Origin of the sequence: Cohaesibacter marisflavi (genome assembly GCF_963665895.2) — a bacterium.
GTDB classification, from domain to species: domain Bacteria; phylum Pseudomonadota; class Alphaproteobacteria; order Rhizobiales; family Cohaesibacteraceae; genus Cohaesibacter; species Cohaesibacter marisflavi.
In genome coordinates, this window is the sequence record NZ_OY762534.1 from 974,650 (window position 1) to 996,013 (window position 21,364).

Annotated in this window: 15 protein-coding genes; 3 read left to right on the forward strand and 12 right to left on the reverse strand. The window is 52.7% G+C overall.

Annotated elements, in window-relative coordinates:
- Positions 1-46: 46 nt before the first annotated feature.
- The gene (locus tag ACKPCT_RS05640) at positions 47-1,114 is read right to left on the reverse strand and encodes an ROK family protein (RefSeq protein ID WP_090073562.1); all 1,068 of its coding nucleotides are present in this window, start codon (positions 1,112-1,114) and stop codon (positions 47-49) included.
- 908 nt (positions 1,115-2,022) lie between these two features.
- Between ACKPCT_RS05640 and ACKPCT_RS05645 the strand changes: the two genes are divergently transcribed.
- Positions 2,023-3,864 (forward strand): beta strand repeat-containing protein, encoded by a 1,842-nt coding sequence (locus tag ACKPCT_RS05645; RefSeq protein WP_319568632.1) that lies wholly within the window; start codon positions 2,023-2,025, stop codon positions 3,862-3,864.
- Between the two features lie 194 nt (positions 3,865-4,058).
- Here ACKPCT_RS05645 and ACKPCT_RS05650 read toward each other — a convergent pair whose 3' ends face one another.
- From ACKPCT_RS05650 to ACKPCT_RS05670, 5 genes are all read right to left on the reverse strand, one after another.
- On the reverse strand, positions 4,059-5,651 hold the full coding sequence (locus ACKPCT_RS05650; RefSeq protein WP_319568633.1) for a fucose isomerase: 1,593 nt from the start codon (positions 5,649-5,651) through the stop codon (positions 4,059-4,061).
- A gap of 122 nt (positions 5,652-5,773) precedes the next feature.
- The gene (locus tag ACKPCT_RS05655; protein ID WP_090073569.1) at positions 5,774-6,592 is read right to left on the reverse strand and encodes an SDR family oxidoreductase; all 819 of its coding nucleotides are present in this window, start codon (positions 6,590-6,592) and stop codon (positions 5,774-5,776) included.
- A gap of 70 nt (positions 6,593-6,662) precedes the next feature.
- Positions 6,663-8,228: a tripartite tricarboxylate transporter permease gene (locus ACKPCT_RS05660; RefSeq protein WP_319568634.1), complete on the reverse strand. Its 1,566-nt coding sequence runs from the start codon at positions 8,226-8,228 to the stop codon at positions 6,663-6,665.
- The gene (locus ACKPCT_RS05665; RefSeq protein WP_090073572.1) at positions 8,225-8,698 is read right to left on the reverse strand and encodes a tripartite tricarboxylate transporter TctB family protein; all 474 of its coding nucleotides are present in this window, start codon (positions 8,696-8,698) and stop codon (positions 8,225-8,227) included. The genes ACKPCT_RS05660 and ACKPCT_RS05665 overlap by 4 nt, the downstream gene beginning before the upstream one ends.
- Before the next feature lie 21 nt (positions 8,699-8,719).
- Positions 8,720-9,697, reverse strand: a complete 978-nt coding sequence (locus tag ACKPCT_RS05670) for a Bug family tripartite tricarboxylate transporter substrate binding protein (RefSeq protein ID WP_090073574.1) — start codon at positions 9,695-9,697, stop codon at positions 8,720-8,722.
- A 139-nt stretch (positions 9,698-9,836) separates the two neighbouring features.
- Here ACKPCT_RS05670 and ACKPCT_RS05675 point away from each other — a divergent pair, with 139 nt between their 5' ends.
- Positions 9,837-10,622, forward strand: coding sequence for a FadR/GntR family transcriptional regulator (locus tag ACKPCT_RS05675; protein WP_090073575.1), 786 nt, complete (start codon positions 9,837-9,839; stop codon positions 10,620-10,622).
- Positions 10,615-11,274: an RraA family protein gene (locus ACKPCT_RS05680; RefSeq protein ID WP_175528082.1), complete on the forward strand. Its 660-nt coding sequence runs from the start codon at positions 10,615-10,617 to the stop codon at positions 11,272-11,274. Before ACKPCT_RS05675 ends, ACKPCT_RS05680 begins: the two co-directional genes overlap by 8 nt.
- Positions 11,275-11,392: 118 nt before the next feature.
- Here ACKPCT_RS05680 and ACKPCT_RS05685 read toward each other — a convergent pair whose 3' ends face one another.
- The 6 genes from ACKPCT_RS05685 to ACKPCT_RS05710 form a co-directional block, all read right to left on the reverse strand.
- The gene (locus ACKPCT_RS05685) at positions 11,393-12,709 is read right to left on the reverse strand and encodes an HlyD family type I secretion periplasmic adaptor subunit (RefSeq protein WP_319568635.1); all 1,317 of its coding nucleotides are present in this window, start codon (positions 12,707-12,709) and stop codon (positions 11,393-11,395) included.
- Between the two features lie 38 nt (positions 12,710-12,747).
- The gene (locus tag ACKPCT_RS05690; protein ID WP_319568636.1) at positions 12,748-14,499 is read right to left on the reverse strand and encodes a type I secretion system permease/ATPase; all 1,752 of its coding nucleotides are present in this window, start codon (positions 14,497-14,499) and stop codon (positions 12,748-12,750) included.
- Positions 14,500-14,532: 33 nt separating this feature from the next.
- Complete coding sequence (locus ACKPCT_RS05695) at positions 14,533-16,281, reverse strand: polysaccharide lyase family 7 protein (RefSeq protein WP_319568637.1); 1,749 nt, start codon at positions 16,279-16,281, stop codon at positions 14,533-14,535.
- A gap of 315 nt (positions 16,282-16,596) precedes the next feature.
- Entirely contained in the window at positions 16,597-17,886 is a 1,290-nt protein-coding gene (locus tag ACKPCT_RS05700; protein ID WP_319568638.1) for an alginate lyase family protein, read from the reverse strand.
- A 7-nt stretch (positions 17,887-17,893) separates the two neighbouring features.
- Positions 17,894-20,698 (reverse strand): tetratricopeptide repeat protein, encoded by a 2,805-nt coding sequence (locus ACKPCT_RS05705; protein ID WP_319568639.1) that lies wholly within the window; start codon positions 20,696-20,698, stop codon positions 17,894-17,896.
- A gap of 23 nt (positions 20,699-20,721) precedes the next feature.
- Positions 20,722-21,354, reverse strand: coding sequence for an alginate O-acetyltransferase AlgF (locus ACKPCT_RS05710; RefSeq protein WP_090073590.1), 633 nt, complete (start codon positions 21,352-21,354; stop codon positions 20,722-20,724).
- Between the last annotated feature and the right edge of the window lie 10 nt (positions 21,355-21,364).

The following is a 21,364-nucleotide window of genomic DNA, read 5'->3' on the forward strand; positions in this document are numbered from 1 at the left end:
CGTCACCTGTTCCTCCCTATGTGACTAATTACAGTGCGCCGCGCTCCTACCCCCCGCGGCTCTCTCGGCCCTGCCGTGATCGGCCATGTGCCAAAAGCGGATCCCCATAGATAAATTGCTCCAGTCCGGCACAAGCCGCCCCCACGGCTCCTGCTTCGTCCAGGTAAGACGTGCGCACGACACTTAATTGGGCACGATGTTGGGGTACGGTCACACGCGGTGTAAGATCCCGTTCCAACTTTTTGAAAAACGCGTCCGGAGCCGTGCCAAAATGCCCTCCAAGAACGATCATGTCTGGAAGCAGAAGAATGCTTGATGTTGCCAGAATTTGAAGAAAGTGCTCATACCGCGCCAACCAGATGTCCGTTTGCATCAAAGCTTTGATCAAGCCTTCTTCTGGAACCGACGGGCACCCTAGTGACTTCAGCAATGGCCCTTCAGAAAACAGGGTTTCAAGGCATCCGTCTTTACCACAACGGCAGTGAGCCCCGTGTGGGTTTACAACGATATGTCCAAGTTCAACTTGGCGACAGCGCCTCAAGCTATTGCTTCTTTCTCGGGAATAGGTGATCCCCGCACCGATGCCACCACCCATATAGACATACAGTACGCGCTCTTTGTCCCGTCCCGCTCCAAAGCGGGACTCTGCAAGCGCAATGGCTGCGGCATTATGCTCCAATGTCACAGGTAAGTTCAGTTGTTCTTCAAGAAGATCGGCAAAGGCGATGTTGCTCCATTGAGAAAAGACGGAAAATAGATTGACGCGGCCATCGTCATCAACGGCGCCGGGGACTGTAAGCCCTACCCCCCGAAAGCGGCTCCGCTGAAACCCGCTTTTCGCGATCAATGCATCAATCTTTCCAGCCAGGTTCGCGATGAGATCATCGACTTTGATTTCCAGATCAAATTCGAAATGGTCGCTCTCAAATATTGTCATCAAGCTGTCGGTCAAAACGATTTCGACACGGCCGATGGTAATATGAGCGCCGATCATCAAAAAGGTTCCCGGGTTTAGCGCCAGATCGATGGAAGGGCGCCCTACGGCTTGCCTGCCCGTCGCATCGATCTCGCGCACGATATCTGCATTCAGCAATTCTGCTGCAAATTTCGACATCGCTGCCGTTGATAAACCGATCGTTCGAGCCAAATCAGCCCTTGAACAAGGCCCCTGGTCACGCAAAACAGTAAGAATTTTTCCGGCTGTTGTTTGCAAGATAGTCCCACTCTCTAATTAGTTTACTAAGTTAGTTAACTAATTAAGTTGAGATTGTCAAGGTGTTCAACCAGTACATGCTCTGATAACAGCGAATAACTGCCTGACAAAAGCAAAGTGGATTGTCCTTGGAATTGAAGACACCATGTATCCAGAAAATGAGGCAAGGAGTCTACGACGCCTAGTTTCCATTTCTCAAAAGAATTCAAGATTGAAGCTGTCAAGTCCATCACTCAACGCGGCTATTGTGCTGCCGTGGTGTCTGAGCACCTCGATGATGCAGGCGTTGCCTGTCGGTCAAATCTTCCAACGTGAAGGAAGAAGCCGTGCCGGATTTGTCGTCGCATTTTCCGGATATGTCGATATTGCGGAATAAAATCGCAGAAACGTTTGAATGAAGACTGGTTTGCTTCAGGTTCATCGATCAGATTTGCGATGTCTGAATTCTCGTTCTGACATTTTGCCTTGGGCTACTACGACGGTTCTGTCTATACGTGCCCTAAATTCATTTCCTGATTTTTGATTTCCGCATTGAGATGCTGAATAAGCTAGTCTCTTGATAAAATTACCAATTTCGCCTGACCGTGCTTGCACAAAATTAGATTTGAAAAATAACGTATCTATGGCGTGTGCAGTTTGCTCTAGTTCGAAGATTAACCAGTACATCATATTTGTTTACAATATATTTAAGATTTTAAACAATTTGTTGACGTTGCGAGTTAATGAAAGGTAAATACTGCAACGGGGCCGTGTATTTTTTAGGTGTTTATACCTAAGCGGTGTGTTGTGCTGCCTGGATGTAATGACTGGTGGCAATTTTTGAGTATTCTATTTGGAGAATTAAAATGAACAAAATTCGTTTTGGTCTTCTAGCTGCGACTGCCATGGGACTGCTGTCAGTTGGTTATGCTTATGCTGCGGGTGGAAATGAGGCTTTTGTTGAACAAACAGGCGATGCAAACAGCGTTTCACTCGATCAATCGAGTGGAGAAAACAATACGCTTGGCAGTTCTGCCGATGCAGCTTCGCAAGTTGGAAACAAAAATACTTTAACAGTTACGCAAAGCGGCGATAGCAACGAAATCGGGCTTGTCGGTAGCGGCTTTGATCAGGTTGGTAGCAATAACACCGCGCAGATTGAGCAAACCTCCAATGGCAACAGTGTTGGTTCTATTCTGCAGGATGAAAACACAGCGTCAGGCGCGTATGGCAAGAACTTTCTGAAAATCGAGCAAGGCGTCGGTGATGGAAACAAAGTGAACACTGTTGCTCAGACGACGACCGTTAGCGGCAAAAATGTTGCCAAGCTGGTTATGAAAGGTGCTGGTAACACGATTGACACTGTTAGCCAGACCAATGACGCGAATGTGCAGACCGATGTAAATACTGTCAATGTATATATTGATGGCAACAGCAACGGCACTGCTGGCAGTCTGAGCGGCTATGCTCTGGGGGCCGGTGCGATCTCGAGCGAAATTTCCCAGTCAGGTAGCAACAATGAAGCAAAGCTGACCATCAACGGGAATGACAACCAGTTTGGTGTCACTCAGGAAAATGTAAATGGTGGCTCTAACTCGCTGCAAACCTTACAGCTTCAGGGCAATCGCAACGAGCTTGGTGTTGTGCAGACCACTGGGGATCCGAACGACGCCAACAGCCTGACTATCAATAAGATCAAAGGCGACGACAACAATGTGGGCGTCAGCCAGACCGGCTGGGGCAACAATGTCGGTACCATCTCATTGGGTGAGACATCTAACAGCAGCAATGGCAACCTGATCTCTCTTAGCCAGAAGGACGGAGCGGACGCGGACATCGTGGTTTATACCGGTGACTATAACGATGTCTATGTTTCTCAGAGTGGTGCATCCACCATTCGGCACAATGCAAAAGTGAGCATTACATCCAGTGCGATCGGCGCCGGGCCGAACAACGAAGTCATTGTTTTACAAGGTGGCAATGGTCTGGAAGCGGAAACAACGATATTGGGCGATCTCAACTACAGTCGCACCTATCAGGCATCTGTTGCGAACACCGCTTCGACCTATATTGATGGTGATGCCAACTATGTGAACACTGTGCAGAAAAACAGTGCGCAGCATAACAATCTGGTGGTGGATGTTGACGGCGGAAGAAATACGGTCAACGCTTCTCAGGCAAACGGCCACACCAGATACAGCGATACCAAAATATCCATTGAGGGTGATAGCAACGAGATAGTGTCTCTTCAGAGCAACAGCTCGTACAGCACAGCAACAGTCAATGTGACTGGTAGCTTTAACGATTTCGATGTTAAGCAAATCGGGAATAGTGCTTTCAGCTTTCCGGACAATAACTCCCTCACCTTGACCGTCACAGGCGATAGCAACGGAGACACCGGGATCTTCTCGGGTGTTGCTAGCTCGGTAGCAGGGTCTGCCTCTTTGTCCTCCGGTCAGCTTACGCAGCATGGTATAAACAACGTTGCCAGCTTTACTATCGATAGCAACAACAGTCTGGTTGCTATGCTCCAAGAGGGTGATGACAACAACTCGACGGTTGATATCTCCGGTGGGGATTATAACGAAGTCGCCATCTACCAAAATGGCGCTGGCAATACATCTATTGTCACCCAGAGCGGGTCGAACAACAATGTTGGCATTTCTCAGTAATTTCTACTGAGCGCTTATCAGAAAACAGAATTGAGCTGGGTCAATTGGCCCAGCTCTTTTTGTGTCTGTATGCTTGATTGTTGCCTTTAGGTGCCTTTGTGCAAGACCTCTTGGCCAAACGAAAAAGAGGCGCGCAATGAGCGCACCTCCCCTCTTTACTGTTTGCTTGTATGCTGGGAGCGACTTGCAGCCGCTCAGATATCGCCGCAATGGCAGACTTTGATGCCAAGGTCATGGGCAAGAGCCGAGCGCAGTGCGATGACGCGGCGTGCTGCATCTTCGTCATCGACATAGGCTACCTGAATATGGTTGGCCTTGTGCCGTCCCATCATCAGATCGCGATCAATGCCGCTAAGGGTCGCATTCATGATCGGCCATGGATAGTCGGTTGCCTTGCTGCGCCGTTCGCATTCGCTTTCGGGCAATTCATGCGCCGTGCCACGTCCGATATCCATATGCAGGGCACCCCCTTCAACGAATACGCGGCTCCAGACAATGTCGCCCGGTTTGGCGTAGCCTTTGAGCGTTCCGCCCCCAGCCGGGAAGAACATGGCTGGCTGGCGATAGCTCTCTGATCCGGCCCATCCGCCAGGATGATGCGCAGCTGGAGCTGCTCCGGAAATCTCGAAGACCCAGACGAAATCATTGACGGTGCCGGATTCATCAACGTCACCCCAGCGAATATCGTGCAAGGTGGTCTCGACCGGTTGGTTCAGCTCTGCGTGCGCCCGGTTGATCATCAGTGCGTCGAGCGCGGCACATTCGTCCACTTCGTTGAAATGTACGATTGGCTGTCCGTCACGGATGATGCTGCCGTCTGCGCGCGCGACGGGCGGACGTTCGGAGTTGTTGAGCATGCCTTCAACAAGATCGGAAGCCGGCCAGAGATCCTTGAGGCCCTGCTGATATTGAATGCCAATGGCCGAGCAGCCGAACTGGTCGGCAAGGCGGACTGCTGCGATATACATCCGGCACTGGTCAATCACCTGCCCTTCAGTTAACTCGGTTTTGGGATCTGAGCCGAAATGGAAGGTCATGCCTTTCTCGACCATCCATTGGTAGGCCGCACGGCCTTCTTCCAGAGGAACCTGAGTTGCAGCATAATAGAGCGCGGATTGCGATAGGCGCTCTTTGAAAATGCCCATGGGCATCAGCAGTTCATCAGGGATGATCGCATTATACATGCCCATGCATCCCTCATCGAACACACCCATGATCAGTTTCTTCTGGCGCCATTCATTGGCGATCTGCTGGGCGAGACTGGAAGTCTTGGCATCGATTGCTGCCGGATCAAAATCCTTCACATGAGATTGGTCATGGTCGATCTTGCCAGTATCCAACCAGCTCTTGAGGCCTTCAAGGAAGAAGCTATCGTTAAAATCACGGCTCCAGAGCGTGGAATAGGCAACGCCGGCCTTTGTGAGCGATCCATTGAGATTCAGCAAGCCGACAAGGCCCGGATATTGCCCTGACCAGTTGGCAAGGGTGAGGATCGGCCCGCGATGGGACAGCAAACCGGGCAGCACATGATGACTATATTGCCAAACGGATTCTGCAACGATCAAAGGCATGTCGGGGTCGATCCCGGCAAAGACATCCATGCCCTCGCGCTGGGATGAAATGAAGCCGTGCCCTTCGGGTTTTATCGGGTGGGCGCGCCAGACTTCATGGCCCATCTTGGCCAGAACTGCGGTCAGCGTCTCCTCCATTGCTTTCTGGGCAGGCCAGCAGGTGGTATTCGCGCTTTCGCGCAGATCACCGCTTACAACCAGTGCAATACGCGTCATGTTTCAATTCTCCTCTCAAAAAAACTCGGGCTACCGGCGAGATGATCCCGTCGATAGCCTGTTTCACAGATCCAAGTTTAATAGATCAGGGAAGATCTCTTGGTCTCGACTGGGTCGAGAAATTACCAACTGGTGAAACCGCCATCCAGAACGAGGTTAGCGCCAGTCATATAGGACGAAGCCTCCGAGCCAAGGAAATGGATGATCGGGCTGAATTCGCCGATATCGGCCTGACGGCCCATCGGAACGCGTTCGAGGAAGGCATCGATGAATTCCTTGTCGAAGGAACCGGTCTTTACGCCGCCATAAGTGACCAGATTGACGCGCACGCCTTTCTTAGCCCAGTAGGTGGCAAGATAGCGTGTCATGTTGATGAGGCCCGACTTGGAAGCAGCATAGGAGATGGCCTTGATGAAAGGTTTGCCATCGCGTTCTTCACGATAGGCATAGAGTGCCTGATTGGGAGACACCATGCCATACATCGAACCGATGTTGATGATGGACCCCTTCCCTGCTTCGGCCATCTTGGAGCCGACGACCTGTGAGGTCAGCATGACGCCGGTCAGGTTGGTCTCGATGATGTCGTCCCAGTATTTCTTTGGATAGACTTCAAATGGCGCGTTCTGGTCTGCATCGCCATCTGGTTTGGAATCGATGCCAGCATTGTTGACGAGGATATCAGGGACACCCCAATCCTTGATCAATTGGTCGGTGGCAGCTTCCAGAGCATCCTTGTCGGTGACGCTGGCTTCATAGACCTTGATGTTGTCTTCAAGGCCGGGGAATTTTTCGGCGATCTGCTCAGCGGAGAAAGGACGACGGGAATAGATCGCCACTTTTGCCCCAGCCTGTGCGAGCGTGGTTGAAATCTGGGTGCCAATCTGGCCCAGACCACCTGTGACGATTGCGATGCGTCCTTCAACGGAAAACGGATTATACATAGTGTGTTCCTTTCATATTCTGTGTCCGAACAGCCGCCTGTTGAGGCGTTGTTCGATGTGTCTGGTCTGATCAGTGATCGCCGCTGCGGCTCTTGGCCACATTTTCGGCATTTGTCAGAAGATCCTCTCGTCTGCGGGCTGACGCTCCGGTCAACCAACTGCGGATCGATTTGAGCAAGACGAAAATAAAGATGGTGCAGATAACGACCCCGAGCCCGCAGGCAATGGGGCGTTGGAAAAAGCCGAGCAGGTTGCCACCTGAAATCTGCATTGACATGATGAAATTGCGTTCCAGCACAGGGCCCAGCACGAGGCCCAGAATGACCGGAGCAATTGGAAAGCCGTTGCGCTCCATCAGATAGCCCACGATCCCCGCAATGAGCATGATCCAGACCCCGAACAGGGTGTTGTTAACGGCATAAGAGCCAAGGAAACAACAGATCAGGATGATTGGCACGATGACCGAGCGAGGGATGGAAAGCACGTGACGCGCTACCTTGATTGCAATGAAACCGAGCGGGAAAAGCAGCAGGTTCGAAGCAAAGAAGGTCATGATGATGGCCGTTGGCATGGTCGGGTTTTCAACGAACAAGCGGGGACCGGGAGCAACCCCCTTCATGAACAGCACGCCCACAGCAATGGCTGTCACCGCGTCTCCGGGAATGCCGAACACGAGGGCCGGAATCCAGGCGCTTGAAAGGCCTGCATTGTTGGATGAGGTCGCCTCGATCAGACCTTCGGGATGACCGGTGCCATATTTCTCCGGTGTGCGGGAGAAGCGACGGCTCATGCCATAGGCAATCCAGGCCGCCAGATCACCACCAACGCCGGGTAGAGCCCCGACCGTGGTACCAAGCGTGGCACCGCGAATGGCTGAGAAAGGATATCTGCGCAGCAACCCGCCAATGCCCTTAAACGGCACAATGCGGCCAAGCTGAGGCATCTTGCCCTCGCCTATCTTGTTGGTGGTGAATCCGCGGAGGATTTCGGAGAAGGCGAACATGCCGATCATCACGGGAATGAAAGAGACGCCGCCCATCAGTTCGATCTGGCCAAAGGTAAAGCGCGGGGCCCCTGTCGTCACATCAAGGCCGACAGTGGCAATGAGCAGGCCGAGCATCAGGGATACAAAGCCGCGTGCGACATTACTGCCGCTCACAAGAGCGCATGTGAGAAGGCCAAGAACTGCAAGCCAGAAAAACTCGAAGCTTGAGAAATTGAGGGAGATTCGCGCCAACAGCGGGCCGGTCAACAGCAGAACGGTCGCACCGAACAAACCGCCAATTGCAGAAAAGAAGAAGCCCAGCGACAGAGCCTGACTGGCCTTGCCTTTCACGGTCATCTGGTAGGATTCATCGGTGTAGGCTGCTGAGGCCGGCGTGCCGGGAATGCGTAACAAGGTGCCGGGAATGTCGCCCGCAGAAATAGCCATCGCTGTGCTTGCCACGATCAAGGCAATGGCTGGCAACGGATCCATGTAGAAGGTGATCGGCACCAGAAGCGCAGTCGACATAGTGGCTGTCAGTCCCGGCAGTGCGCCGATGAACAAGCCATATACAGCCCCCAGAAGAATGGACAAGAGCACGACAGGGTCGAGGATCATGCCAAGAGAGTGATAGAGGATGTCTGCTGTCATGGAAGAAGCCCTCCCAAAAGGCCGATCGGCAAGGGAACAAGAAGCCCCTTGGAGAAACCGATATATAGAGCGCCGACCACGAGGATCGAAACAAGCGCCGTTACCTTTGGCTTTGTTCCCATTAGCGTCATGAGCACCGCCATATAGATGATCCCCATGAGCGGAAAGCCGACTTGCTCGAAAAGCAAACCGCCAATCACAAGGCCAGCGAGACTCCAGATGGCTGCCAACTTGTTGCGCAAGGGAACGTCCCATTCGGACAGATCAAGGATCCGGACAGGCACCTTGACGGAGAGACTGCCGATGAAAATCGACAGCCCCAGGCAGATGAGGCCGACCCCGATCAGGGTCGGCATGAGATCGGCACCAAACCTTACGCCGGGAACAGAGGGGAGCTTGGTAGCCCCCCAAATTACCGCCGCTCCGAAGAGCAGGATCGCAGGGCCGGATACCCGGTCAGAAATTCGCATGAGTATCTCTCCGCCGCAGCTTTATTTGGCGAGGCCGACAGCTTTCATGGTTTCGGCAAGGCCGGTACGGGCAGCCATAACGGTGTCTTTGAAGGTTGCAGCATCCTGATAGGCCACAGAGAAACCACGAGACTTCATGAAGTCCCTGAATTCCTTGTCTTCAGTGATGTCCTTCAGAGCAGCAGAAAGCTGTTCAACCACTTCCTTGGGCATGCCGTCAGGTCCGGCAAGGCCGCGGAAAGGCATTGGAGACCATTTGATGCCAAAAGCTTCGTCAGTGGTTGGCAGGTCAGGGAAAAGCTCGCTCTTCTCGCCCGAAATCAGGGCAAGGGTTTTCACTTCGCCAGCTTCAACCAGAGAACGGGCTTCGGCCGGAGATGTGGAAACGACATCAATGGCACCGGCTGCAAGCTGCTGCATGGCTGGTGCGGAGCCTGCGGATGCGACCCAGTTGCTGGCCTCTGGGCTGATGTCAAGCGTGTTGAGCAAACCTGCCCAGGCTAGGTGAGACAGACCACCACGGTTGGCACCCGAAGCAGTAATCTTGCCCGGATTTGCCTTGACCGCTTCGATCAGATCCTGAACGGACCCATAATCGGCTTTGGTAGAGACGTTGATGCCAATGGCATCAGCATTGTAGCGACCGATATAGTCGAAATCATCAGGTGTGACGCCCGGCAGACCCTGGCTTTCATACATGGTGCTCTCAATGGTGATAACGCCCAGCGTATAGCCATCAGCCTTTGCATTGCCAATAGCTGCATGCCCGACAAGACCACCACCACCGGTGCGGTTTACCACGTTGAACGGCTGTCCGAAATGCTCCTGCAGGTCAGCGGCAACCATGCGTGCCGTTGCGTCGGTGCCACCACCGGCGGACCAGGGAACGATGATTGTAACAGCGCGTTCCGGCCAAGCTGCCTGGGCTCCTCCCACGGCAGCAAAAACTGCCAGTGTGGCAACAGAGGCACGGAAAATCTGTTTGATTGAATGTTTCATGATCTTTCCTCCCTTAGATCTAATGCTATGTCCGTATTTTCCCTATAGATAGGGGAAACGGGTAGTGCAGATAACACTTGACTTATGACTCATGACATAAGTATTGTCAATATACCATAGACAGGATGGTGGTGAATAAATGGTTATGGAACCAGCAACAGACGAAGACCTTCGAATGCCCCTGCGCAGGCGTGGACGGCTGCATTCTGCGGTTTCCTCGGTGATCGAGAGCCGCATTCTGAATGGCGAACTCAAGGTGGGAGACCGACTGGAGTCGGAAAGCGCCATTGCGCGTGAATTCGGCGTCTCTACCCGTGCGGTGCGCGAAGCCATACAGGAATTAGAAGTAAAGGGGTTGGTTCAACGCCGCCATGGCGAACGAACCGAGGTGGTACGCGACGATGTGAACAATTATCTGGACGCGCTCGCGGTGACTGTCAGACAGCAGTTCTATTCCGATCCCGACTATCTGCTTCAGTTGATGAGTGTGCGTCGCATGATCGAGTCGGAGGTGTTGGAAATCCTCACCGACGGTGAATTGCCCAAGATGCCCAAGGTCGAAGCGGCGCTCGAGGCCATGCGCAAGGCCGTCAAGCAGAAGGACTTCAACGGGTTTGTTGATGCCGATGCGTCTTTTCACCTTGAACTGGTGCATGCCACCGGCAACCAGATCCTGATGCATATCTATGACAATTTTTCTGGCCTGATCAATGACGTGATCCACGTGACCAGCCGTGTTCCCATCAAGTCTCTCAGCGAAGCCTATAAGGAACATGCAGAGATTTATGATCAGATCTATCGGCGGGACAAGGCTGGTGCCAAGGAGCGCATTCGTGCGCAAATTGACACGAGTGCGGATTATCTGCGTCAGGCCATAGAGCAATCGAACTTGAAACAATCCAAGAATGAGGATGAAAATGGATAAATTCGATTATTCGGACACCGATTGGGAGGCTATCGAGCGTCTGAAAAAATGGTACTCAGGCGATATCCATGACAGCATGGAAGCACTGGGGCTTTGGGGATGTCTGGAAGGGATCTCCCTGCTCGGCGCTCTGGAGGCTGGTGATGTGGTTTGCGGCCCCGCCGTAACGGTGCTGTTTGCTCCTTCTGATCGCAAGGGTGAGCCACAGGATGTCTACCATAATGCCATTGATAATGCGCCCAAAGGGGCTGTGATGGTGTGTGATGCCTCCTGTGCTCCGGGCTCCTGCTCGGGTGAGCTGATGAGCACAGGCGCGAAAACCTCCGGTGCGGTTGCGACTGTCGTCAACGGTACCGTGCGCGATCTTGCGCAGGTCCGCACGCTTGGCTATCCGCTTTTTGGCACAGCACCAAGCCCGATTGGTGTGACAGGCAAGAAAGAGCCGGTAGAAAGTCAGGTTGCCCTGCAGATCGGCAAGGCTACCGTGAAACCCGGAGATATCATCTTTGGTGATATCGATGGTCTGGTGGTTATTCCCAAGGAACATGTCAAGGCTGTTGCCGATCAGGCTGATGCTTTGGGTGAGCAGGAAGCCAAGGCTCGCGATCGTATTCTTGCTGGAGAAAAGCTTCAGCAGATCTGGCCCGTTTAAGGCTAACCTCCCTAAAAATCTAGAAAATGTCCCCGCAAACAAACTGCAGGATCTTCATGCCGGACCATAACAGGCCCGGCTTTTTTGTTTCCCCTTTCGGTTTTACGCTGTTGGACATCTAGGATTTAAACGAGCGTTGCATGCTTTTTGTGACTGGCTCGAACACCATCTGGAAGAATGTGCGGGTGCCTGTTTCCAGAAAAGCTTCCACCGGCATGCCAGGAACAAGATCGGGCAGCTCCGTGTCCTGTTCGGGCAAAAGCTCCAGACGCACGACAAAATAGGGCCGTTGGGTCCTCTGGTTTATGCGTCTGTCCGGTGAAATGAAAACCACCCGTCCGTTAGCTGCTGGAAATTCGGTTGGATCAAAAGCGCTGAGGGACAATCTGGCATTCTGCCCTACCCTGACCTGATCAATATCCGCCGGACGTACTTCAACTTCGATTTGCAGGCGCTTCTGATCCGGCACAATCTCCACCAACGGCTGATAGGCTGCGATGGCGCTGCCAATGGTGTTGACATGCAATTTGTCTATGGTCCCGCTTGCGGGGGATTGCAGAGCGACCCGATCGACCGCCTTGCGCGCGGCTTGCAGTTCGTTGGCCAGTGCCAGCTTTTCAGAGCGCAGCTCTGCCAATTCACGCGAGACTGCTTCATTGAACTGGTCGACGAGCTGCTTGAGCCGCTGGTCGATTTCGGACATCTGGATGGGCAAGGATTCCGTTTGTGTTTTCAGCTTCTGATAGTCGGTTTCGACTTCGGCGAATTCCTTCAAGGTGTTCTGGTAGGCTACTTTACTGACGACGCCCTTTTTCATCAGGGTTTCGCGCATTTCCACCTGCTCTTGCAGAATTTTGCGCCAGTCGTCCAATGCCTTGAGTTCGGCCTGAGAGCCCGTCAGCTGTTGTTCAAGAATTGCCTTTTGTTCCTGTAGTACGGATCGTTCTCGATTTTTCAGGCGCTGCCGTGTGGTGAACTGCTTTTCCTGATCTTGCACCAAACGATCGAACGCCGCCAGATTCGCATATTGCTCCAGCTTTGCCGGAAGGGTATCTGTGTCGAATGTGCCTCGCTGCTCTTCTGCTTCAAGCCGCAGTTCCTTGATGGCGCTATAGGCCATGCGTGTTTCCAGCTTTGCCAACTCGGCCTTTTTCTCGCTGTCTTCGATGGACAGCAGCAACTGCCCCTCTTCCACATGCTGGCCTTCGTCAACAGCAATGCTCTGCACCACGCCGCCGCGTTCATGGGCCACCACCTGCGTGCGCCCTTCTTTGGTTATGGTGCCACGGGCGATAATTGCTCCTTCAAGGGGGGCATATCCGGCCCAGACGCAGAATACGCCGAAGAAGAGAAAAATGACCACGCCGCCAAACACCTTTAGAGCCCTGAAGGTGCTTAGGGATTGGATCTCTTTCTCATAGTCGATCATATTCATGCTTCAGCCCTGTTCCTTTTCAAAGCGGGTAACCCTTTCTAGTGGTCCGTGTTTTCGAGCGTTTTCTGGCTGGATTTGTCCTCTATGGCTTCCGTTTTCCTGTTTGTATCGCGCGGTGCCATCAAGGCTTCTCGCGGACCGAATTTAACGACCATGCCATTATCAACAATCAGCACCTTGTTGGCTGAGTTGACCAGATGCATGCGTTGGGTCACGAACAAAACTGTTTTGCCACGGGCGCGGGCATTTGCGATGGCGGCGACCAACGCCCGTTCGCCTTCCTTGTCCAGGTGCGCATCGGGTTCATCGAGTAGAAGAATTTGCGGATCGCCAAAAAAGGCGCGAGCCAAATTGATGCGCTGTTTTTGTCCGCCCGACAGGTTGAAGGATACGGTATCGAGATTGGTGTTGTAGCCCTGCGGCAAACTGCCGATAAATTCGTGCGCACCGGCATTCAGAGCGGCGTTGACGATAGCCTCATCGCTGGCATCGGGATTGAAGCGAGCGATATTCTCGGCCACTGTGCCGTGGAAAAAGTCGCTTTCCTGTCCGGCATAGCCGATCTCAGCACCCAATTGTTCGGGATCCCATTGCTCCAGTTCGAAGCCATCAATGGAGACTTTTCCCATGCTGGGGCGGATAATCGAGGCCAGAACGCGCATCAAGGTGCTTTTGCCTGCCCCGCTGGAGCCGACAATGGCGATGACCTCGCCCGGCTCCACTTCAAAGGAAATACCTCTCAGCAGTGCCTTGTCTGATGTCGCACCGGGCGGCACGAGGCTGACATTGTCACTGCGAAGATAGCCCTTGATCTCTGGCAGGGTCAGCGGTGCGGGCATGTTGCTTGCATCTTGTGTGCCGTTAAACCAGTGTTTGAGGCGATTGTTAGCCACGCTCGCGGCGGTCAATTGTTTGTAGCTGCCGACAAATTGTTCGATCGGCATCAGCGCGCGGCCCGAGATGATGCTGGACGCAAAGATCAGGCCCGCCGAGAGATGCTCGGACATGACCAGATAGGCCGAACATCCCAGAATCATGATCTGAATGGCCTGTCTGGCAAAGCGGACAAGACCGAAAAAGATGCCGTTGACCGCCGAAAGCTCATTGGAGGAATAGACCGCATCGACAATGGTGCGCTGCCATCTATTCAGTTGGGCCTTGCCCATGCCCATGGCGCAAACATCATCCAGATGCCGCAGAATTTCCGAGCTTTTCGCTGTGGATTGCTGGTATAGGCGGGATGTGTTGTGTTGATGCCGCGAGGCCATCAATTCGTTGCCAAGCGCCAAAAAGAGCAGAATTAAGGCGCCCAGGCTTGCGACGGCTCCGATCCAAGGATGGACAAAAAAGAGAATGGCGAGAAAAATCGGGACAAAGGGCAAGTCGAAGATGCTGAAGAGGCCGCGCCCCGAAAGGAACTGACGCACCGTGGTGACGTCATTGAGCAGGGAAGCAAGGCGCGTGCGATCTATCTCCCGATTCTTCACTCCATGCTCAAGTAGCGCCGATTTGGTGCGCAATTCATAATGGACGCTGAGCTTCTGGGCCACCGTGCGGCGCAGAATTTCGAAAATGCTGAAAAGCCCGATACAAAACAGGATCAACAGGGTGAGATAGAGCAGTGTATCCAGCCCGTCACTTGGCAAAACCCGATCATAGATCTGGGAAAGATAGATAGGCATGGCCAGCAAGAGAAGATTGGCTGAGATCGAGAAGACCAACAGCCAAACTCCGAAGCGAAGGACAATACCAACCCCGACCGGATTGTTTTGTGAAGCTGATATCGTCACATTCACCTGCTTTTTCGTGTTGGTTGTTCTGCCCTAAAGGCTGAAATCCCCAGACAACAAATGGTCTGATGTTCTGATGTCGACAGCAAAGTCTGCGTCTCCATCGCCATCAACGTCTCCCAGAATGGTCTGGATGCTGCCATCAACTTCGGTGCGTAATTCACCAGCTACGCCGGAAAATGCGTTTTCACCGATAAAGGAGAAGGCCTGATCACCCGAAACCGTGCTGTTGGCATCAATCGTGCTGAGATCAATGATATCGCCTTCGGTGAGGTCAAAATCCTTGAACAGGTCGCGACCACCCACATCAACCGTGCTGTCGTCAATGGATTCCAGCACGAATTTGTCAGCGCCAGACGAGCCTATGAGCGTGTCAGCACCTTCTCTGCCGACCAGGACATCATCGCCACTATGGCCGAAGAGCTTGTCATCGCCATCGCCACCATAGAGAGTGTCGTCGCCCTGCCCGCCTCTCAGGTCATCTTTGCCAGCACCACCGTAAAGGGTATCGTCACCCTCACCGGCATTGATCCGGTCATTGCCGGAGCCGCCATGCAGGATGTCATCACCATCCTCGCCATAGAGCTTGTCATTGCCACCGTCACCGTAGATCGTGTCGTTGCCGTCTTCGCCAAGCAAGCGGTCTTTGTCAGCCCCGCCATAAATGGTGTCGGCACCGTCACCGCCAAAGATCTTGTCTTTGCCATCGCCACCAGAGAGCGTGTCATCTCCATCACCGCCCAGAATGCGATCTCGTCCTTCTAGGCCGGTGATCATGTCATCATCGCCGGTGCCATAGAGGCGATCATTGGAGTCGTCACCGGTGATTTCGTTCATGTCATCATGGTTTCCACCGTTTCCGGTTTCTCCGCCGTCAGTGCCTCCGGTCCCGCCGCTGCCGGTTTCTCCGCCGTCAGTGCCTCCGGTCTCGCCGCTGCCAGTTTCTCCGCCGTCAGTGCCGCCGGTCTCGCCACTTCCGGTTTCTCCACCGTCAGTGCCGCCAGGTTCGCCTTCTCCGGTATTTCCATTATCGACGGGTTGTTCTACATCAACCAGCCCGCCATATCCCTCACCTTCCGTGTGGGAATAGTCCAAACCGTAAAAGGAAACCTGCCCTGTGCCGGTTCCCATGGATTCGTTAAGCTGGAGATAGCAGCCAGCCTTGAAGTTGAGAGGTTCGTTTGTCCAGTGGTCTGTGATGGAGGTTTCGGAGGTATAAACCTCTCCATCAGCATAGATCACCACTTTTATTTCATCCCCTCGCACTTCCATCTGATAGGAGAAATTGTCGCCTATACTGATAGAAGGTTCATCTCCGTCTTCATTCGTGAAGCGGAATTTGAGGGTCTTGTCGTCGGGTCCGCTATGCTCGCTGTAATAGTAGACAGAGCCATTGTCCCAATAGAGACGAACAAGCTCGTCTACCTTGCCGCGCACCTGACCAATAACGATCTTGCCGTCTTGGCCATTGTCCCAGGTCGGGGCTTCATCGATGCGCAAGGTCGCGGTCATTGTGCCGCCCTCGCTTAGATACCAGGCGGCACTCTCGTCGCCGTCTTTCTCTCTTAGCTCTGTGCGAGCATAGCGAGCATTGCCGGTTGTTGCGCCGTCAACGCTGGCCGTCATTACCATGGCGCCATCTGCTGCGTCATAGAAGAACTCGCTTTCATACCCATCCAGCTTGCTTATGGTTCGGGCGCGACCATCGGTTCCACCATCGAAATCAATAGGTAAGTTGAGTTTCCAGGCGGATAAGTCAAAATTGTCGGAATTCGTTGTCATCGTTTTTCCTCAGCTCTTTCGCCTTTGACAGGCTCACTACATGTCAAAGACCCAAGTTTTGGTCTGAAAAGCGATCTGGAATTCTTGGTATTCCCTTGGGAGATTTAGACTGTCTTGTATAAAAACAGGATAGTCTAAAGAGACTCGCAATTCACTCACCAACTTGGACGAAAGTATCGAAAGAATATGGTTAAAAAATTGTTAACCATGAATATTGATCCATTTAATCCCCATGATTTAAATCAATAAATACATGACTAAAAATTAGTCAGTATGTTTATTATTTGTTTTGTTTAATTTTTACTCATTGAATACTTATTGATCATTCTCTCCGAAATCTTGCTTGTCATTTTTGCTATCATGAAATCTAAAGGTCATGTTGCCCCCCAATTTGGAATTTCGAAGTGGCCGCAAATCGTTGATTGTGGCATCCAGTTGAGGGTTTTCTTCAAGTGCCAGCAAAGGTTCAAGCCAGGCAATCTGGTATTTCTTCTGTTCCAGAAGGCCAGATTTGACGGTTTGTGGCTTATCTGTCTTTTCTTCGACAAGTTCGGGCTTTTCGATTGCCCGTAAGGAGAATTTTGCCGCCATCATCAGGCGATCCATATAAATCTGCGAGTTGCGTTTGTCTGCTTCTTGCAACATGGCTGTTGCCGTGACCATCGGGGCGACAGCATGCAACTGGTAATGCAGGGCATATCTGCCGCGTCTCATTTCCATGGGGAGACTGCCGTCGGGTTCTATGGTATCCAGAATCACCCGGTGGCTCTCCAGGCCCCATTCGATGAAATCCTCATTTTCAACGGTCAGACCGATCTGGATGATAGCCAGCGCGGCCCATGCCCTGAGATTGTTCTTGCTGGCCATCGGTGGCCCGTCTGTTTCCCAGAAATGGATGATAGAGTCACCCAAACCAGCCAACCAATGCTCGATGGTCTTTGTGTCTTCGCGATACTCTTCCGGTAGCTGGACCGTGTTCTTTTTTGCCTGGCTTTCAGACTCATTGAGATCGCCAGAAGCCTCCGCGCTGGCTTTCTTTGTTTCCTCTTCGGCGTCCTGCGGGTCGGTTTCTTCAAGCAGCTGTAATTGGCCAACCGATGTCACCTCATCTGTTGGCTCCTCTTGTTCTTGCGGGATGAGCGCTTTGAATTGCGCATAGGCAATGGCGATGCCGCCAACACGTGATGCATAGGAAAGATTGGCTGTCAGACTATCGATTTCGCTGAAGGAATCCGCTTCCGCCCAGTGATGGATCGCGCCGATGGCGCAGCGGACGATATCCTCTCTTTGCGATGTCTTCTTTTGTGCCTTGTCGGCCAGTCTTGCCAGAATCTGGATGAATTTGTCCGATGGGCCAAGCGCCTTGTTAACCGCCGCATTGGCTTCTTTATCAAGCTCCGAGCGCGACTTGCTATCGTCTTTGTAGCGACTGCCATAGCTTAGGGAAATGGTAGCTTCGGGAAAGTCTGGGCATTGGAAGCCCTCCGCCTCATTGTTAGAAGAGGTCGTTGCAGCCTGAGAAACAAGGCTTGCAAACAGAAGCGGAGTGGCGAGCAAAGTTGCTCGTCCTCCTTTTCTGATCCATTCTTCGATTTTATAAATCATGCCGGGTTCACTGTGCCTCAGTTTGATTTTCAGAAAGTGCCAGCAAAGTTGCCGACGTCTTGTCTCCGGCTTCCGCTGCCGCACGGAGCCATTTTTGTGCGAGCTCTGCGGACGGGTTCACCCCAATGCCGAAGGCGTAGTTCTGAGCCAGAATTGCCATGGCTTCCACATCATCCTTTTCAGCTGCCAACTGCAACCAGCTGCTGGCTTCCTTCAGGCGACTGTCATTGGGTTCGCCGCTTCTGAGGATTTTCGCCAGTTCGCGCATGGCGACCGGATTTCTTGCCTCAGCTGAAGAGCGATAAAGATTCTCCAGACTGTTATTCTCCAGAACAGCAACCCTGATGGGTTCAGGTGCCCGCTTTACGCGGTTCGCTATGCCAAAGGACAAGCTTGGTCTTGCGGTTTCGATGGCCTGATTGAAGAGATCGACGGCCAGTGCGGTATCGTAAAACTCGCTTTTCGGGTCTGCGACCCAATCGAGCAGACGAATGGCTGCGACGTTGTTCTTTGCTCTGGCTGCTTCCATGTAAAGATTGAAAGCTTTGGCGCGCGCTTCCTGCGTTTCCTGCTCGGCATAGATATCGCCCAGTTTTACGCTTTGCCAGTCTTGCGTATGCAGGCGGTCAGCGACATTTAGCCAGTGATTGAATATGTCTGTATGGCCGTATGTCTTGCGTAAGAACTCGACCATCTTGAACGACGTGTCGAAATCGCAGCCCATCTGGACGACGGATTTGTTGAACAGATCGCGTTGGCGCTCTTCATCAGACTGTATAGACGCCAATATCAACAGAGACTGCGCACTGGCGCGTTTTGTCAGATTGTCGAGATGTTTGTTGGTAAAGGCAACCGTTTCCATGCCATGAGCCATGCGAGCATTGAGCAGCGCCTGCAATAGATCTTCGGAGATTTTGCCTTCGCTCTTCAGGATCAGATCTTCGGCCGCTTTCACCTTGTCCACACTGCCAGCCTCATCTGCAAGATAGATGTTGGCAACGCGCAACATGGCGTTATCGTCTTTTTGATCTGCAAGGGCTTGCAATTCTTCAAGGTAACGAGCCTTGCCTTCTGGCGTTCTTGCGGCGTTATAGAGGCCGGTAACGAAAGAGGCTTCTCCGCCATCATATTGCTTGGAGAAATCTTGCCAGAAGCTGATTTGCTGCAGCAATTCTTGCCGTTTTGTTTCATCCTCGGCTATGGCGAGTTTGTCTAACATCAGAGTGGCAAAATTCTGCAGGGCCTTGGTGCGGCCAAACAGAGCCGTATTCTGGGTGCGGCTCTGGATTTCCCAGTTTCTGTTGCTCTCACCGACTGACGCAAGGCGTAGGCTCTCAGGTGTGACCCTCAAACTGCTGTTGCCAGCGCCGCGTTCGGCACGTTGCCAGAATCGAGCAATTTTGGCGTCATTCTGACGACGCGAGAAGCAGCTGTGGGCGCGTGAAAGGGCGGACAGAGATGCCACCTTGCCATCTGCTGAAATGGTTTCATTGAAGAGGTCTATGGCCTTTTCATAGTTGGACGGATCATCATTGTCATGCATCAGCAATTTACCAAGCTGATACTGCGATTCCGCGTCCCCCTTGCTCGCCCCTTTTTCAAAATAGGTCTTGGCCATGGGGGTGCCGAGCCACTTGCCCTTTTCTTCCAGTTCAACCTGCCCCAGTTTGGCAAAAACCCAGCCGGGTGCTTCATCCTGCTCGGATAGGTTCACGAGAGCCTGTTTGAACGCTTTGGCCGCCTTGGGGCTTGTCTTGCGGTCGGCATCAAGCAATTGCACGATGCGTAAATAGCCCAGACGCGGGTTTTTCTTGACGATCTTGCGATAGATCGCCAGAGCTTCTTGCCTGTTTTCATCAACCAGCGCGCCGATTTCCAGCGCTCGGGCATATTCAAGCTGAGCTGAAAGGATGTCACCGTCAGAAGCCTGCTTGAGATATTTCACCAGATAGTCGTTATTCTTGGTCAAATACTCGCTAGTGAGATGATATTCGGCCGACTTCCATGCGGAAAAGTCGTCGCCCAGATCTGCTCCAAATCGATACCATGCATCGCTCAATTCGTGATCCTGCTGAACCACATCGCCATTGGCATATTCACGAGCGAGCCGAACTGTTCGCTCGCATATGGACGAATTGAGCTTGCCCAGAATGGCGCCAAAAGCCAGCGTAACCGCGATATCAGGCGCGACATCCCACCCTGCAATCTCTTCGCCGCCAGCTGTGCGCTGGGCAAGATAGAGCATGGCGTTGGGCTCGCCGTCATAGGCCGCCTGAATTTTCAGCTCGATTGCTTTTTGCGGATCGCTATCGGGATGGAAGCCTTGCAGATGCAGGTCTGCCAGATAGTTCTGGGCCTTGGGTGAGGTTCCACTCACCTTTTCCAGCTGTTCAACCAGTTGCTTGTCGCGGATCTCCTGAAATTTGCCCGCGCGCATATGGAGCTGGATGAGGTCTACCAGATAACGTGCATCGTCGTAATAGGGATCTGCAGCCTTTTGCAGCTTTAAGCCAGCGAGGATCTTGTCGTAGAAGCTGCTCGCATCAATATATTGCAGGCGCACCAACTCACGGAAGGATTCTTCGGTCGAGCGGCCCTTGGGAAGCACCTTGCCATCCCAGTCCTGCCAACTGGCAATGATCTGGGCGTCCGGGCGCCGTGCTTCGCAAATTTTGCCAAGTTCGATCTTCGGAGGGGCGAATTTCACCGCAACAGGCGCTGCCTGAATGTTGGTGCTGGTCAGCAGTCCCACCGCGATCCCGATAATGCTTCCGGGCAGCAGTCTGCCCAAACCATATCTGGAGTTTCTCATAGTGATGTTTCTCCTCATTCTGGTTAGTGGGCTATTTCGTTGCGAACCGAGCGCAGATGGAAGGTGCCATCCCGGTTTTCCGCAATAATGGATGTTCCGCTGCCGCGTTCCAGAAGCACCTCGTGTACAGTCGCTTGCGATGCTCCATCTGCCATGGCGGAAAAATCAAGCGTCAGAGGGGCCTTCAACTGCACGGTTTTGGCTTGGCCGGCAGCAAGAGCGGACACGGCGTTGGCCTTTGCCTGTGGTACATAGAAATCCAATGCAGATATATCCGTCAGATTGTAAAAGCTGAGGCTCGCTTTGGCCGGGTTGACGGCGATCTGATCGTCGATCACCTTCAGTTCGCCGGACTTGTTCTGAACAATGGTATAGAATTTTCCAGGTTTTGCCTGCACGGTTCCGGATTGGTCTCCAATGACGACTTCAACGCTGCTGGGAGAGACAACGACATATGGCGAAATGCCTGTTTCCAGTTGCGGATAGATCTTGCTGTCAATTCTCACAGCTGTCTTGCCGCTCACCAGAACCCGCACAAAGGAAGAATTCGGATCGAGGGCCTTTGCGTAAAGGCCGGAGTCATTTGCACTGGCTGCTACCGCAGAAAGCAGAACAGAAGCAATGAGGAAGAATGCGAAATGAAATGTCTTAAACATGGTCGTCGTC